Origin of the sequence: Burkholderia vietnamiensis LMG 10929, assembly GCF_000959445.1 — a bacterium.
Classification (GTDB): domain Bacteria; phylum Pseudomonadota; class Gammaproteobacteria; order Burkholderiales; family Burkholderiaceae; genus Burkholderia; species Burkholderia vietnamiensis.
In genome coordinates, this window is sequence record NZ_CP009631.1 from 2,624,469 (window position 1) to 2,639,070 (window position 14,602).

The 14,602-nt window shown below is 58.1% G+C and carries 22 protein-coding genes; 6 read left to right on the forward strand and 16 right to left on the reverse strand.

Annotated features, from left to right (window positions below; all coding sequences use genetic code 11):
- Positions 1-741: 741 nt before the first annotated feature.
- The 13 genes from AK36_RS21825 to AK36_RS30310 form a co-directional block, all read right to left on the reverse strand.
- Positions 742-1,119 carry a hypothetical protein gene (locus AK36_RS21825; protein WP_045579161.1) on the reverse strand — a complete coding sequence of 126 codons (378 nt, stop codon included), beginning with the start codon at positions 1,117-1,119 and terminating at the stop codon, positions 742-744.
- Between the two features lie 18 nt (positions 1,120-1,137).
- Positions 1,138-2,169 carry a hypothetical protein gene (locus tag AK36_RS21830; protein WP_080938708.1) on the reverse strand — a complete coding sequence of 344 codons (1,032 nt, stop codon included), beginning with the start codon at positions 2,167-2,169 and terminating at the stop codon, positions 1,138-1,140.
- A gap of 140 nt (positions 2,170-2,309) precedes the next feature.
- Positions 2,310-2,594 carry a hypothetical protein gene (locus tag AK36_RS21835; RefSeq protein WP_045579163.1) on the reverse strand — a complete coding sequence of 95 codons (285 nt, stop codon included), beginning with the start codon at positions 2,592-2,594 and terminating at the stop codon, positions 2,310-2,312.
- Positions 2,595-2,657: 63 nt separating this feature from the next.
- Positions 2,658-3,119: a hypothetical protein gene (locus tag AK36_RS21840; RefSeq protein ID WP_126221127.1), complete on the reverse strand. Its 462-nt coding sequence runs from the start codon at positions 3,117-3,119 to the stop codon at positions 2,658-2,660.
- A gap of 47 nt (positions 3,120-3,166) precedes the next feature.
- A complete protein-coding gene (locus AK36_RS33225) occupies positions 3,167-3,613 on the reverse strand; it encodes a hypothetical protein (RefSeq protein WP_126221126.1) in 447 nt (148 codons plus the stop codon).
- Positions 3,614-3,626: 13 nt separating this feature from the next.
- Positions 3,627-3,926, reverse strand: a complete 300-nt coding sequence (locus tag AK36_RS33230) for a hypothetical protein (protein ID WP_126221125.1) — start codon at positions 3,924-3,926, stop codon at positions 3,627-3,629.
- Positions 3,927-4,210: 284 nt separating this feature from the next.
- Positions 4,211-4,408: a hypothetical protein gene (locus AK36_RS33235; protein WP_059889990.1), complete on the reverse strand. Its 198-nt coding sequence runs from the start codon at positions 4,406-4,408 to the stop codon at positions 4,211-4,213.
- A gap of 37 nt (positions 4,409-4,445) precedes the next feature.
- Complete coding sequence (locus tag AK36_RS33240; RefSeq protein WP_126221124.1) at positions 4,446-4,688, reverse strand: hypothetical protein; 243 nt, start codon at positions 4,686-4,688, stop codon at positions 4,446-4,448.
- 970 nt (positions 4,689-5,658) lie between these two features.
- Positions 5,659-5,901 carry a hypothetical protein gene (locus tag AK36_RS21850; protein WP_045579166.1) on the reverse strand — a complete coding sequence of 81 codons (243 nt, stop codon included), beginning with the start codon at positions 5,899-5,901 and terminating at the stop codon, positions 5,659-5,661.
- A gap of 357 nt (positions 5,902-6,258) precedes the next feature.
- The gene (locus tag AK36_RS31555) at positions 6,259-6,411 is read right to left on the reverse strand and encodes a hypothetical protein (protein WP_319001742.1); all 153 of its coding nucleotides are present in this window, start codon (positions 6,409-6,411) and stop codon (positions 6,259-6,261) included.
- Positions 6,412-6,499: 88 nt separating this feature from the next.
- The gene (locus tag AK36_RS21855; RefSeq protein ID WP_045579167.1) at positions 6,500-6,820 is read right to left on the reverse strand and encodes a type II toxin-antitoxin system PemK/MazF family toxin; all 321 of its coding nucleotides are present in this window, start codon (positions 6,818-6,820) and stop codon (positions 6,500-6,502) included.
- Entirely contained in the window at positions 6,814-7,062 is a 249-nt protein-coding gene (locus AK36_RS21860; protein ID WP_045579168.1) for an AbrB/MazE/SpoVT family DNA-binding domain-containing protein, read from the reverse strand. Before AK36_RS21860 ends, AK36_RS21855 begins: the two co-directional genes overlap by 7 nt.
- Positions 7,063-7,187: 125 nt before the next feature.
- Entirely contained in the window at positions 7,188-7,859 is a 672-nt protein-coding gene (locus AK36_RS30310; protein ID WP_052691567.1) for a tyrosine-type recombinase/integrase, read from the reverse strand.
- Positions 7,860-8,022: 163 nt separating this feature from the next.
- Between AK36_RS30310 and AK36_RS21870 the strand changes: the two genes are divergently transcribed.
- Both AK36_RS21870 and AK36_RS21875 read left to right on the forward strand, forming a co-directional pair.
- A complete protein-coding gene (locus AK36_RS21870) occupies positions 8,023-8,349 on the forward strand; it encodes an H-NS histone family protein (protein WP_045579170.1) in 327 nt (108 codons plus the stop codon).
- A gap of 130 nt (positions 8,350-8,479) precedes the next feature.
- The gene (locus tag AK36_RS21875) at positions 8,480-9,271 is read left to right on the forward strand and encodes an SOS response-associated peptidase family protein (RefSeq protein WP_045579171.1); all 792 of its coding nucleotides are present in this window, start codon (positions 8,480-8,482) and stop codon (positions 9,269-9,271) included.
- A 242-nt stretch (positions 9,272-9,513) separates the two neighbouring features.
- On the opposite strand, the gene AK36_RS21880 is transcribed toward AK36_RS21875, so the two are convergent.
- The 3 genes from AK36_RS21880 to AK36_RS21890 all read right to left on the reverse strand — a co-directional run bounded on the left by AK36_RS21880 (position 9,514) and on the right by AK36_RS21890 (position 11,316).
- Positions 9,514-9,840, reverse strand: coding sequence for a hypothetical protein (locus AK36_RS21880; RefSeq protein ID WP_045579172.1), 327 nt, complete (start codon positions 9,838-9,840; stop codon positions 9,514-9,516).
- A 237-nt stretch (positions 9,841-10,077) separates the two neighbouring features.
- On the reverse strand, positions 10,078-10,965 hold the full coding sequence (locus tag AK36_RS21885) for an ImmA/IrrE family metallo-endopeptidase (RefSeq protein ID WP_045579173.1): 888 nt from the start codon (positions 10,963-10,965) through the stop codon (positions 10,078-10,080).
- A 3-nt stretch (positions 10,966-10,968) separates the two neighbouring features.
- On the reverse strand, positions 10,969-11,316 hold the full coding sequence (locus AK36_RS21890) for a helix-turn-helix domain-containing protein (protein WP_012367381.1): 348 nt from the start codon (positions 11,314-11,316) through the stop codon (positions 10,969-10,971).
- 101 nt (positions 11,317-11,417) lie between these two features.
- On the opposite strand from AK36_RS21890, the gene AK36_RS21895 reads away from it, so the two are divergent.
- Genes AK36_RS21895 through AK36_RS21910 form a run of 4 tightly spaced genes read left to right on the forward strand, consistent with a single transcriptional unit; the run spans position 11,418 to position 14,566 of the window.
- On the forward strand, positions 11,418-12,383 hold the full coding sequence (locus AK36_RS21895) for a CBASS oligonucleotide cyclase (RefSeq protein ID WP_045579174.1): 966 nt from the start codon (positions 11,418-11,420) through the stop codon (positions 12,381-12,383).
- Between the two features lie 10 nt (positions 12,384-12,393).
- On the forward strand, positions 12,394-12,906 hold the full coding sequence (locus AK36_RS21900; RefSeq protein WP_045579175.1) for an HORMA-1 domain-containing protein: 513 nt from the start codon (positions 12,394-12,396) through the stop codon (positions 12,904-12,906).
- Positions 12,906-13,841, forward strand: coding sequence for an AAA family ATPase (locus AK36_RS21905; protein WP_045579176.1), 936 nt, complete (start codon positions 12,906-12,908; stop codon positions 13,839-13,841). The genes AK36_RS21900 and AK36_RS21905 overlap by 1 nt, the downstream gene beginning before the upstream one ends.
- Positions 13,838-14,566: a DUF6602 domain-containing protein gene (locus AK36_RS21910; protein WP_045579177.1), complete on the forward strand. Its 729-nt coding sequence runs from the start codon at positions 13,838-13,840 to the stop codon at positions 14,564-14,566. Before AK36_RS21905 ends, AK36_RS21910 begins: the two co-directional genes overlap by 4 nt.
- The last annotated feature ends 36 nt before the right edge of the window (positions 14,567-14,602 follow it).

The window sequence follows — 14,602 nt, forward strand, 5'->3', positions numbered from 1 at the left end:
GTAAAATTATGGATACCTAACCGATTTGAACCCCGCATGCGCCATTGAAATATCGATGCCGCGACACCGCATCGACCGATCGGGTATCCACCTGCGTCGACCGGCCAACGCGACCGTACTAGATTCCCGTGTCAGAGGACGGTCATGTGTCGCGCTTCAAATTGCAGCTTGCTACCATCCGCAAACACGCAAATGTCCACGCACAATTGCGGAGCCTCTATCGACACAGCGAGGTCGCACGCGGTGTCATACGCTCTGCAGACATCGGCGTCCATGCTGATGCACTCGGCAGTCGTGTATTGCGGTCGGTCCATCATCTTTGCGCGCTTTCCTATGGCTACTCAGCGGTTTTGCGCGCCCGCGATCGCTTTGTCTGAAATCCTCTAGCGACCCAGGCTACCGCAGCGATGATCAATCCAGTTGTCACACTGACACCCGTGGCAAGTACCACGCCACTGACGACGGCTTCTTTGACTGCACCTTGCATCAACTTGTCGTCGCAATCCTTCCTAGAACTGTACTTTCCTAATGCGCTCGAATCTGGTTGCGTCCACGGAGAACAAAGTTGCGCATCGACGTAAACGAGGCTCCTGACGTACCACGCTCTTGAAGCATACGAAGCGAAGACGATACCAACGAGCGTCGCCACGATCCAAAGCCGCACCCATCCTCTCATTTCGCCACTCCTGGGGACACTCAACGCTGCTCTCCGTGGTGTTGAGCGGGGCGCTGCCTGCCACGCTATGCCCGCCCTTGGCGACGGCGTTCGCCGAGCGCCTGCGCTTCCGCAGAGGTCTCAATTTGTCTCAACGCATACAGCACATGTTCAATTGCTATCGGCCAGTCGGCGCATTCCCTGATGCCCCGCTCATTCATTTCGAACCATAGATCACGTGCGACCGAAGCGAGCTTGTTGCCGTTGCGCATGAAATCTAGGGCGAGATTGTATAGGGCGCCATCCTTAAGGATGAGCGCTTCGACGCGGAACGGTGCCCAGTAAACTTGAGTTGCAATGTATTGGTCGCGCTCACTTTCGGTCGAGTACAAGTTCGTACCGTCTCTAACGTCTGTTCGCACACCCCAGAGACGACCGTGCTTATTTATTTCGTCGGCTGTCATGCTACCCCCTCGCGTTTCCTAGTCCTGCGCCGACGATGTACGTCTTACGACAGTTGTCATTTGCTCAGCAGAAGGCACGAAGACAGCGACATTGCCCGACCAAGCACCTATTCCCTTGACCTTCAGGTCAAAAGCGAACACTTGCCAGTTCTCTCGTCCGGCCGGACCTACAAGGCTGACGTCTTTCACCTGCGTCACGCTTTGCATCGGGGTATATTGGCTCGTTTGAACTGGATCGTGAAATGGCACGCACGACAAGCGGATCATATCCAGCTTAAGCATCCTTGATAACCAGGGCGAGTTACCGTATAGCGCTGCATACTCGCCTACGCGAGAGCCAAATTTCGGATAGAAGGGGGACTCCCCTCTGATCATCGACAACTTGTCTTTGATGACCTGTGGCAGCGACGCCAGTCCAGATACCGTAGCTATATCGTGAAACCGGGAAAGAATGTCACCGCTTTCATCCGTCTCCATCGTCGAGCCGAGCGAATTCACGTCCTTGCGCTCGAAAGCCGGCGCGATCGGACAGAGGATTTCGAGGCGCCCGGCAACAAAGCGCCAAGTAGGCGGCGCTACTAGTTCACGACCGTCTCCCCATGCATTGCTAAGGACGTAGCAATCGTACGGATCGTGCTCATCGTAACGATCGATGAACTGCATTAGTGCGTGATGGTCCCCCTGGACGAAATGTTCGACCGCGAAGTGCCACTGGTCCCGTCCTCCGCTTACGGGAGATGCAGTACAGATCACCTCGGGTCCGATCGCTATCAGGTCAGAGTGTACCGCGGAAGTCGCATAGGAAGACCGAGCCGCGCTCAGCTGCATACCAACCCTATGGAGGTGTTCTTCCTTCATGGCGCGGAGGACATCCGCAGTGTACGTCACCTCATCCCGATCAATGAGGACGCTGTGGTTGCTGCACAGCCAAATACCATTGCTAATATGCCGGCGCTCATCTGAGGTCATCTCTTTTAGGTACCGCCGGCTCCCGGGGCCCTCGGCAGCGCCATGAATATGTGCGGCCACACCTATGCTGGCGACTGCCATGTCCGACTCATCGCTAGGTCCCGATGTTGGACAGTCGCATCCTCGAAACGAACACCGATAGTTCGCCCGAGCAGCGAGTGCGTTCCTTGTCTTTGAATCGAAGTCGTCGCGCATCGTACAGGCCGTAGGTTTCAGTTTTCCTACACCTTGGTGTTACCGCTCGCCGTTGTGTTCGGCTTCGCGACGATCGGCTTAGTCGCCGGGTTATTAGCGAACTTTGCCTTCAAGAATTCGTTGTGCAAAGTACTGTGTGCCGTCTGGATCGCGCTACTCGCAGTCTCGCCGATAAATTCGCGTTCGTCGACTTCACCACCGCCGCGCCACGTCTTTACGCTGACTACAACGCCGTCGCGGGACTCGCGACAGCAAACAATGGCGGGGATACCTCGTGTTTCGTACAGATCTTCAATGTCAGATTTTTCCATGGCTGAGCCCCCTGCGCTTTTTGAATGTTGAAGTTCAACGCGCGTTGAGTATTGCTTGTTTTCCTATCGTTTCACTTCGTGAAGAGCAGCGGCGATTCGGCTCTTCCACGTGCCCGGCCGAACCTCATATTGCGAGAGCAAGCCCAGGAGCCTCTCGCTTGGCGCCGTCGTCGTGTACCGGCCGCCGTGGAGCCATGAGTCCGTGATCAGCCATCCCATCGACTCGCCAACGTCCACTGACTCGCGGTAGGTTAGCGCGTAGATGATGGCCGTCTCCGGTTGCCCGATGCCCCACACGTACGCCAAGAGGAGGTCGGGGAATTTGGCGTACTTCCGATCGATGGAGAATGAGCGCTGCGTCGCCGCTTTGATCTGTATAGGAACGGCCGCAAATTTTCCAATCTGCTCATCGATGTCCACGTACGCAATCAGATCGACACCCCGATCTCGTACCGGCGTGGCGACCTCAATGCCGCTCCGCAAGAGATCGTTGATCAGCCGATTCCGACCGAAGATCTCCGTCAACTGGGTATCCGTCGCCGTTGGCATCCTAGCGGCCTCTTTTTCCCATGTTAATTCGCGTGAACCCAAGCCACCCACGAGCCAAACAATACGGCGAGAGCGATAGTGCAGATCACCGTCCTTCGCTCGGCCGGTTCGGGATTATCGCGTGGGCCTTTTCTTTCGCCTCGCCACAGCAACCGGTAATGAGCGAGGATTGCAGGCGTATAACCGGCAACGAGTACTGATGACACCGCGCAGAAAGTCGCTGGAACGACCCGACCGATGGCCGATTCCGGACGCGCCGCAACCGTCGGGAGAATTACCAGCATCAACGAAACCAAGCCCGCCAAAATTAGCAACCAGTCGGCCCAAGGGATCCAGTTCGGCTCGCCGAGTTCTTGCATCGTATGCTCGCGCTGCATCCTAAAGAACAGCATGGACGCGGAGAAAGCCATGGTTACGCTGGCAATGGTCGTCAGCGTTCCTGTGTCTGGCCAAGCCGTGGACGGCGTCATCGTTTTTCCTTCTTCAAGCGTTCTGGTACGCAACACATACCTCATGCGGCAACCCTGTCACCTCCATGAGGAATTCGACTGCCTTTTCGTCCGATACGCAGCCTTCACCCGACTGCGAGCGTGTCAGCAGATGCGGGTAGGCTGCCCGGTCCGACCGAGCTTGCGCGTCGAGTTCTCCGCGATGTCCGAGGAAGCCGTGGTAGCGCAGGTTCGCGGCCTGAAGCTGATCGAGCTGGGCATCGGATAAGTCTTCGTAGTTCAGCACCGTTTTTTCCTCTTTTGGGCCGGGACCGTTTTCCTTCGTTGTCAGCACGGGGTCCCATCAGCGGTGAATCGACGGAGAACGGTCTTGGCTAGGACGGTCGCCCCAAGGGGCAACTCGTCCGCGGTTTCCACAATGGCAATGCGGGGCGCCGGGAAACCCCTCCGACGCCAGTCGTCATTTCGTTCGCTGAGATCCCTGACAGCCCCTCCAACTGACACATGCTTGCTAATCGCTGCCCCGAGCACGGTCGCGCCCTCCTGATCGGCATTCACGAGATAGAACGGCATATAATCTCCTTCCCCCGTTTTCCTATGCCGGCCTTGCCGGCAGGCTCATCGATAGATTGTTATCCCAACAGCACCGATTGCAACGTAGGGTTCCACCTCATCCAGCCGAAAGCGTTTCTTCAATACTTTTCGCCCGATTTTCTTTTCACAATCGAGCCAGTCGGGCCCCACCCCCACGATCTTCCAGATCGCCATCGTCAGCTTGTGACGCACGGTACGGCCGGCCTTATAGTGATCGCGCATTTCATCTCCTGCTGCGTGACAGTTCCTTCTTCCGATCTCAGCAATCCGCGTAGGCGCGCAGTGCGTCGCTGGCCGCGCGTTCGTACATCCACACCTTATCGGGGTCGTCTCCGCACGTTCGGGCAATGACATTGGCCAGATGCGATACTGCACTACGCCTTGGCTCGCCCATTTCGGCAGCCATGAGTTCAACCAGAACTGCGGCGGCCGAATGCTCGTAATCTTGCCAGCGGATCGCGTTGCCGCGCGCATCGCCCGGCTTGTCTGGCTGTTCGCCCAAGCTACGCTGATCGCCCGCGCTACAGCCTCCCGGGCACGTTTTCGCAGCTCATCTGCGAGATCTTTCCTATACAGGGAACTTCGCTCGAACAAAGGCCGCGAGCCGTTCATGCGACGCCCTATTGGCCGGAAAATTGCAGCCTGGAGGGGCAATCGCTCCTGCAGCGAAAAATTCACTCACTCCACATGATTGCAGCCGCGCCTTTGCCTTATTACCCAAGGCAGCGACTATGGCGTTCGGGAACATAGCCAGCTGCGCGTGCAGGAAACGCGCTCCACACTCGCGTACAACCCCGATCGGCACCGATCCGCCTTCCTTGCTTGCGGAACATAACACCGAGTCAGTGATCCATGTCCAATGCATTTGGGTATTAAAATCCGTACCTGGCCAGCACGCGTCGAGCAGCTCGCGCACGCGTCGGTGAAACAGATCCTTACCCGTCTCAAAAGCCTCCCAAGCATACCGAGCAGCCGATTCTTGACGCCCACGAGCAGAGCCGTCATCCATATGCGACTCGGAATGGTGAGGATCACCCGGCTCTGCCATCACGAGCACGAGGCGAACCTGAGCCAGCTCCCCGATTGCTCCGCAGTATCCACGCGGCACATGTCCACGCTCCGGCGCCCAGGAGATCTTGTTTCGGCATCCACCCGCCAAGCCCGCACACGGCTCATATGCAGGTGCCAAGCGGTCTAAGAGGTCCGAGGATGGCAGGATGCGTTTGGCGCTGAGTGTCGAGGGCATGAAAATCTTTTCCTGTTTGGTTTTGCGTGCATCACCCAAGGCGCAGCCACGCGTGGCGCAACACGAACGGCCCCACCAACAATCAGCAGCAGGCCAGGTGTACCAAACCCATCTTTCGCCTGGGCGACCTTGGATCTTCACGCGGATCATGAGGCACAAGCCTATAACCGCGAGAGCGATTGCTGATAACGACGTGATGTTCATTGTTGCCCTGTTTTCCTTCGCGTTACTGAAACGATTCGTGGAGCCGCGCACTAGCTTCGATTTCGTCGGCGGTCAGCTGCCGCACGCCCTCGCCGTCGATCCGCCAATCGGTTCCGTCCGAGAGACGTGCAGTAAGCACACCATCACGCCCTAGCACGGCGAAGCTGCGCGTCGCCTTTACGACCTCCGCGGCCGTCGGATATACCTTACGGATCGCGGCGTCAGCCTCCTCGATCCACCGATTGTTCGACTGTATCAGGTTCATAGTTTTCCGTTGTCAGCGAAGCCATCCGTAATGACGCATGGCTTCCTCGATTGCTCCGCGCCACTGAGGCGGGCACGGCTTAACACGCTCGGATGTCCGCGTACCTCGTAGCGGGAGTCCATTCAATTCCTTGACGTGCGCGATCCAACAGGTCTGCGCAACAATGCCGTGCCGCTGCTTCACGAACGTCTGTATGTCCTTGTAGCCCGCCATTTCGCGCTCGCGTCGCTCGTTTTCCTATCGGACAGTGCCGTTCTTGCAGTTACCGCACCACATCCCCTTGCTTGCGCTGCACAAAGCAAGACGGCCGCAGTGCGGACAGCGGATCGAGATTGCTCCTAGATACATAGCGTTTTCCTACGCCTTCTGAATGTTGAAGTTCGCCGCCGCGTACCGTGCATTGCAGGTCCAGACTTCTTCCCCGTTACGGTAGAAAACTGCCCAACCTTTTGCGACGGTCATCCGGGCTTGCGGAAACACGGCGCTATGACCATTGATGGCAGCTGACATCTCATTTCGTTCGCGGCATGTTGCCCAGTAGTCTCCGTCGGGCAATAAGTCCGGATCTGGGCGCCCTGATTTCGTCACGATGTTTTCCCTATTCCGCAAAGACTTCCTGCAAGGTCCGCAGGGTATCCAACAACGTTTTATCGGCAATTGCACCCTCTTTCTTAACCAGGCGCACCTTGTCCACTGCGCGAATCTGATCCAGAAGGATCAAACCATGTTTGCGCTTGAACGTCACGGGAATCCGAAACGGCGCTGGACGCCCCTTGGAAGTCATCGGCGCGACGATGACTGTGCGCAAGTGGTCGTGCATTTCGGGAGGTGAAACGACCACACAGGGGCGCGTCTTTTGAATCTCGCTACCAAGCGTCGGATCGAGTGCGACCAACCAGACTTCCCCGCGCATCACCATGCAAGCTCCGCGTCATCGGCGTTCGAAAACTCGCCCATAACCAGCGCATCGTCGCCGCTCTCGGCCAGAGCCTTGCTTGCTTCCGCCCACCCCTCACGGGCTTTGTGCTTCGGGCGGCGCAGAACAATCGCGTCGTTCTCGACCTCCATTTCCACTTCGCTCTCCAGCCCGAGTTGCGCAAGGACGGGCTTCGGAATCAGCACGCCCTGCGAGTTACCCATTCTGCGAATCGTCGTCTTCATGACATACCCCTAAAGTAATAACAATGTTACACCGTGCGTTCTCAGCAGTCAACACAATGTTATTACAGTGGGCGTACGTTGCCCCGCCCGCCACACAGCGCCGCGATGGCGTGGTCGGGTGGCTCTCATAACACCTCGCGAAACATCTGTCGGAGCCTTTTATCGGACACGTCCAGATACGGCAAAACGTGGTCAAGCTCCGCATGACCTAGAAGCTGCTGCACCGTCTCAAGATCGTGCCCCTGCTCAACGAGGTTACTGGCAAACGAGCGTCGGCCCGAATGGGACGATCCACCGCGTATCCCAGCGCCCCTGTAGAGCTTTGTGACGTGTGATTGCAAGCTGTCACACGCAGCGTAATCAACCTGCTCCCCGGCCTCGTTGACGCGGCGCTTGGTGTTCATCGCAAACTTGCGACCCTTGCCAGCAAGGACGAGGCACGTTGACGGTGCAAGTCCGCGATAGCGCTCTGCGGTTAGCTCGGTTCCCATGCCGCGTGCAATGCGATGGTTCAGATAGCACTCCAGGGCCGAAACCGTTTTCGGATGCGTGAAATAAACGCATCGTTGCCGACAACCCTTCGTGATTGCGGCCCGAAGACTGACCTCCGAACGGATAGCGCCCGATGGAAAAAGCACGTCTTGAACTTCGATTTGAGCTATTTCGCTGACGCGCATTCCGCACGTAATGCCTAGCAGGAGAACGAGACAATCGCGCTCAGGATGGCGCGATGTTGCAGACGTGACGGCGAGTAGATGCCGGATTTGAGCCGGTCGAAGTGTTGCAGCTTGGGCCATGCGTCCCTCTGAATGAATCGGTTGAATGACATATTCAGAGAGAGATTTGGTTAGGGTCTTTTTCAAGCGTACCACGGCTTGTTTCTTCGATTCCTCGGAAAATTCGGCGCGGCGCTGAGATTCCATTACCATTTCGCTCTATTGCAATAACTCGAGCACGATCGTGACGACCGAACTACAAGACCTACAGGCTCAGCTCCGCGACTTGAATATTCGACTCGCGGACGTGAAGAAGGACGAGAAGCAGGCGTACTTGGCCGGCGTCCAGGAGCGCGTTGCGCTCTACGGCATCACCGAAGATGAACTGCTACGCGCGGCCGGCTTCCGGAAAGCGCGCAAACGGCAGGCCCAAGCGAAGTACTACGACCCCTCGTCGGGTAAGCAATGGTCGGGATTAGGCCCGCGACCGAGATGGCTCGAAGGCAAGAATCTCGACGACTACCTGATTGAGCGTGCTGCGAAACCGTGGTGGCCCGGAGAAGACGCCTGACGACGCGCGCAAGCGAATTTCGCACCGATATAGTGCTCCACGGTCGGGGCGTACCTGACGACAGCGATTGCCACCGGCAACCCGATACTTGCGTTACCCTGTTTCGGTACGGTTGCCCTGGGAGTCGGCGATGTGCTATTCGGCAAAAATCCAAGCCAACTATCGTGAGTACGTGCGACGTTACGGTGCCGAGATGGACATCGAGACGTTCCGCCGCCTGTTCTTCGCGCGTGCGGCCGGGAGCGACATCAAGATTCCGAAGGCGGTCGACGCGGCGCTCGTAGGTGTCGACGAGGAAATCTCGGCCGCAATCGCCGCGTATCGAAGCCAGCGAACACGGAAGCTCGAGACGGATCTGTTCGAGCAGCGCACTCGGCTCGCCGCGGCAGAGAAGAATCTCGCCGTGAAAATCACAAAGAAGGCTGGCGAGGACGTCAGGATTGCCACCGACAAGATCGAAGCCGCGCAGCGCGGGCTGGATGATCTTCGCCGTCGGGATCTACAGGAGCGCGATTCCCGGATTTTCCCCGGCTGGTACGCTCCCGTGCTCATCGAGCTCGACGGCAAGCGCGTTGTTGTGCCGATGCGTTACCGGTGCCGTCTGCCAGGCTGGACCGAGGCAGACGAGAAGCAGAAGCCCGGGACTTACAACGCGCGGCTGGACAGTCTGTCGACGGCTTGGCGCAAGGTCTTCGGATTCACGCATGGCCTCGTACTCGTCGACGCCTTTTTCGAAAACGTTAAGCGCGACGGCCAGAACGTCGTGCTGCGTTTCGATCCGACGCCGCGGCAACCGATGCGGGTCGCGTGCCTGTGGACGCGCACCGAGATCCAGGGCGGCGACGACTTATGGTCGTTCGCCGCGATCACCGACGACCCACCGCCGGAAGTGGAGGCAGCTGGCCACGACAGATGTTTCTGAATACTACTAACTGTTAGTAAGTTCCATGTCATTGATTTCCAATGAACTCTCGCGACTAACAATGATTTTCGGATCGTATAAGTTTGGACTTGATCGGACAGACGTCGAGGCCAGATCGCGTCCGGCCGTCCGATAGCCCGGCTCGAATCACGGACGCTTTGGACGGTCGCAAGCATCACGCGGTACATATTGAGAATTTTCGAAGCAGCAACGCCCGATAATGGCGAAGGAGAGTAGACAACTTAATACAGTTTCCCGCCGGTCACGCTGTAATGCCAATTGATAATAAAGCGATGGGAATTCCTGGGTTCACCGGGACTATCGCCATGCTCCACGTGGACGTCGAACTTGTTGTTACGCAAAGTCTCTGCGTAGGCATCGAATTGATCGTCTGAATCGCCATTGTCGATGATCGACATGAGAGTGGCCTGAGCTTCAGGCGAATGAGTCTTCATATCAAAAATGGAACGACGCAAGATGTCCTCGATCCGGTTGTCGGTCGGGTCGGTGCGAGGCACCCCATGATCATCAACCTCCTGGATCAACTGCGCATCTTTGGCTGTGAACATAGTTTTTCAAAATTAAAGGGAGCTTGACCGAGTGGGCTAGTCAGTATAAGCCGCTGCATCAGTGCCTGAGCGCCCGGTCACGTCCGTGGCGGGCGGGATGCCTGCTTTGTACGAAGACAAGCCGTATCGCTGTCACCGCAGGCTCGTGGCCAAATACCTTCGCGAGAGGTGGACGTGTGCGGAGATCGTCCATCTTTGAGGGCGCCCATGTCGGCATCGACTCGCTGTGCACGCCATTTACTTCTTGAACCTCGGCGTCCAACGCTCAACGAGATCGTCCTCGTCGTCGCCTTCGTCGGCATAGGCTTCCTGGCCGATCGTGCGCGAGGACAGCACCGTAAGTGTCTTGCCATAGCGGCCGAGTCCGATCACTTCTTCCCTAACGATGCTTGAGCGCTTGCCACCGAGCCAGTCCAGAACATCGATCTCTTCCTCGTCGCGCTCTGCTCGAACAACTCTGCTGCCGTCGGCGTTGAATCGCGCGGTCACCGTGCTCTTTGGCACGGGCGAGCCGCGCTTCAGCCAGGTCAGGTCCGGCAGCGACTTCATGGCCTCAGATAGGATGCAGTAGTCAATGGCGCCGCCCGTGCTCAGGATGACTGCAATGGCGTCGTCCGTCAGCTCCGCGTAGCGGATGGCGGTGGAGGTCAGCGATGTCTTGCATGCCTCGCGTGCGGACTCGATATCGGCGAGGCCGAGGCGGGCCCGGCCCATGAGCCTCCTAAAGGGCTTCGCCGGCATCAGAAGGCCGACCGCGAAATTGTCCGCCTCCTGCTCATAAGGGTCGCCGGATGAAAAGCCTGCGTGCGATGTATGTATGCCGTCGTTCGGCAGCACATGATCGATGTGACCGTCGAGGAAATAGTGGCCCAACTCGTGGGCCACGCTGAACCGCTGAAATCCCTCGTTCGGAATGTCCGAGGCATAGAGGATGCCGAAGGCGTTCCCGTGCCGCAGCAGCATCCCGGACACGCCGGACTCGGTATCTGGCTTCGCCTGCACTACGATGTCGTGCTTTTGGGCAATCGCATACGGATCGACCGGCAGGTCTGTAATCTTCTCTTCGGCAAGGACGGCCTCGCCGCGCTGTTTCGCGAGTTTGAGGCGCAGCAGCAGGCTCGTCATCGATCATTTCCCTTGCTTGTTTCGCTCGGCGAGCATCTTCAAGAAGTCCTTGGCTAACTCGCGGTCATTGCCTGTCAATTTGCTGACATCGCGGAAGAGCGGGTCAGCGGCTTGTGCCATTGTGGGGTCGTCGACCCTACCTAGCAGGTAGTCCGTCGTTACTTCAAGCGCGTTCGCGAGACGTCTGAGTGTATCGAACGACGGCTTGCGCGAGCCGGATTCGAAATGCGCGATCGAGCTGGGCGGCATGCTTGCCTTCTCGGCCAGTTCGCCCTGGCTCCACTTGCGCAACTCACGGGCGGCCCTCAGTCGTTCCTGGAAGAGGTCGGAGGGGGTACGTTCATCGGTCATGTCTAGTTCGCCATAAAAAAATTGACTCCTTTTTTGTGATTAGTATAGACTAGACATGTGTGGTATGTCGAGTTCGACATGCCCTACCATGAGGGAAGCCGATGAGCCAAGAACACGTTAGTCATGCCGAGATCGTGCGCTTTGCCCAAGACAGGGTCAACCTGCCCAAAGACAAGGCGGACGTGTTCCGTGCCCAGGCCAGACGCCTGCGCGAGCGGCTGGAAACCTACCTGACCGAGCATCCAGACTTCACTCTGAAGAAGATGCTGCTTGCCGGCAGCCTCGCCAAGGGCACGGCACTGCGCTCCCTGAATGACATCGACGTGGCCTGCTACATAAGCGGTGCCGAGGCGCCGCACGAGGTGTCGGCGCTCCTGGAGTACCTTGCGGAGCGGCTGCGCAGGGCGTTCCCAAACTTCACTGCGGACCAGGTGAAGCCGCAGACTTACAGCGTGACGGTGTCGTTTAAGGGCACCGGGCTGGATGTCGACGTGGTGCCGATCCTCTATGACGGCGACCCCAACTGGTACGGAAACCTCATCAGTCAGGACGACGGCTCGTTCCTCAAGACCAACATCCCGCTGCACCTCGAATTCATCCGCAAGCGCAAGCGTGTGCAACCCGAGCACTTCTCTCAGGTGGTCCGGCTGGTGAAGTTCTGGGCAGCGCGAATGAAAGCTGCCGATGAAAACTTCAGGTTCAAGTCGTTCATGATCGAGTTGCTCCTTGCGAAGCTCGCAGACGATGGTCTGTCCTTCTCCGACTACCCGGAGGCGCTGCAGCACTTCTTCACTTATCTCGCGCGCACCGACCTGAAGGAGGAGGTGTTCTTCACCGACAACTACCCAGCGTCGGCGATCGGCACCTTCAGCCAGCGCGTGCAGATCATCGATCCGGTAAACGGCTTGAACAACGTCAGTCGGCTCTACACGGACGCAAATGCCTCGGCGATCTATGAGGCCGCGATCGACGCCGGAGATGCCATCGACTCGGCGCTCTCGGCGCCGACTAAGCAAGAGACCGTCTACTACTGGCAGAAGGTCTTCGGTTCGGCATTCCAGGGATAAGAGAGGAACCATGTCCAGCTACACCTACACCGAATCCACTACATTCACGGTCACGCATGCGCGGCATATGGCGGCAAAGATCTCTGCTGACCTCAAGCGCATGCAGCGCTTCTACGGTCATCCCAGCGACAGTAGCATCGTCAGCTACGAGAGCGAGGCGATCGAACTGCTGAAAGCGGGATATTTCGGAACGCTCACGGTCGGCTTCCTGCGTGACGGCCAGTGGATCGAGCCGACGCTGCGTTATTCGGCCCGCGATCTCGCAGGCATGGTAGCGAATGACGACGACCCGGGGCGGGTGCTTCCGGGGCGCGACATTTCGGGCGCAACCTTCTACAACTACCTTACATACTCGGCGGCTTGGTACACGTTGTCGGATAGTCAGAGGGATACTTTCAAGCGGCAGATGCCGTTCTATCGAACAGAAAGGACACAGCCGACGGTGAACGGATATTTGGTGGATGACAAGACATACTCGGCCGGCGGTCGGGCCCTCAACCGCGCAAGTGTGAGGGCCTATTGATGCAAACCAGACCCTCACTCGATGAGCTGTTTGAACGTCGCCTGACGTTTCCGGATTTTGAACCCCAGGAGCGGTTTGCGCGACTGGTCGGCCTTGACGACCACAAAGAGCGCCTGAGCAAGATCCTCGGCCTGCTGGTGAACCCCGCGGGCCTCGAGGCTTGGGCCCAGAAGCATCACCCCGGCGCGGAAGAGTTGCTGAAGCACGTACTTCGTCGTCCGCCGCTCGTAGTGCTGGCGGGCGATGTTGGTTCCGGCAAGACAGAGTTGGCCGAGACTATCGGGGATGCCGTCGCGCGACAAGAGAAGATCGAGATCACGCTGTACCCGCTGAGTCTCTCAAGTCGCGGCCAGGGTCGGGTCGGGGAAATGACGCAGCTCCTGTCGGCGGCCTTCGACTACACGGTCGAGGCAGCAACCAAGCTGAAGGGGGCAACCGGTCGCTCGCGCGGAGCCATCATTCTCCTTGTCGACGAAGCAGACGCGCTTGCACAGTCGCGTGAATCAGCGCAGATGCATCACGAGGATCGGGCCGGCGTAAACGCATTCATCCGGGGCATCGACCGCCTGGCGAACGGCCAGCTTCCGGCGGCAGTGATCATGTGCACGAACCGGCTGAGTGCTCTTGATCCGGCTGTTAAGCGGCGCGCGGCTGAAATCCTGGCGTTCGAGCGGCCGAACGAAGCACAGCGTCATGCTGTGCTTGGTGGGGCGCTGCATGCGCTTGGCCTGAGCGCAAGGCACATCGAGGACCTGGTCGCCGAAACTGGAAAAGCAAAGAGACACTACGGGTTCACATTCTCGGACCTGACCCAGCGCTTGCTTCCCGCCATCGTACTCGATGCGTATCCGTCGCAAGGCGTTGAGGCCGCCCGCGCGCTCGAGATCGCAAGGCAGATGCAGCCGACGCCGCCCTTCGAGGAGAAAAAATCATGAGCGGTTGGTCACTGCCTGTTTTGCTGGCAAGTTTGCATGATGATATTCAGCACCGGTTACAGACCACGAGGAAGTCGTTTGGGCATCCCGATGCCAAAGGCGACGCGAGCGAGGCGGTTTGGCTCGAGTTGCTGAAGACCTATCTGCCGGAGCGCTATCGCGCTGACAAGGCATATGTAGTGGATAGCAACGGGGCCTTCAGCGACCAGATCGACGTCGTGGTCTACGATCGGCAGTATTCGCCCTTCATCTTCCACTATCAGGGCGAGACGATCGTGCCGGCAGAAAGCGTCTACGCGATTTTCGAGGCGAAGCAAACAATCAATGCCAATTACGTGGCCTATGCACGGAAGAAAGTCGCGTCGGTGCGCACGCTGCATCGCACGAGCCTGCCTATCCCCCACGCTGGCGGCACTTACCCACCGAAGCCCTTGATCCCAATCCTGGGTGGCATATTGACGTTCGAAAGCGACTGGTCTCCCTGCTGTGGCGATCCGCTGTGGAAGGCGCTCGGAGACGGCAGCGTCGATGAAGATCGGCTGAATATCGGTTGCGTAGCAGCGCACGGTCACTTCGTTTGGGAGAAGGATACCGGCAAGTACGAGTTCACCAAAGAAGGCAAGCCGGCGACCGCGTTCCTGTTCAAGCTGATCTCGATGCTGCAGTTCAGCGGCACGGTTCCGATGATTGACGTGAATGCTTATGCCGAATGGCTAACGAGGTAGCCAACGCAGGCAACCGTCCTACCTCGAGGCGCCGCG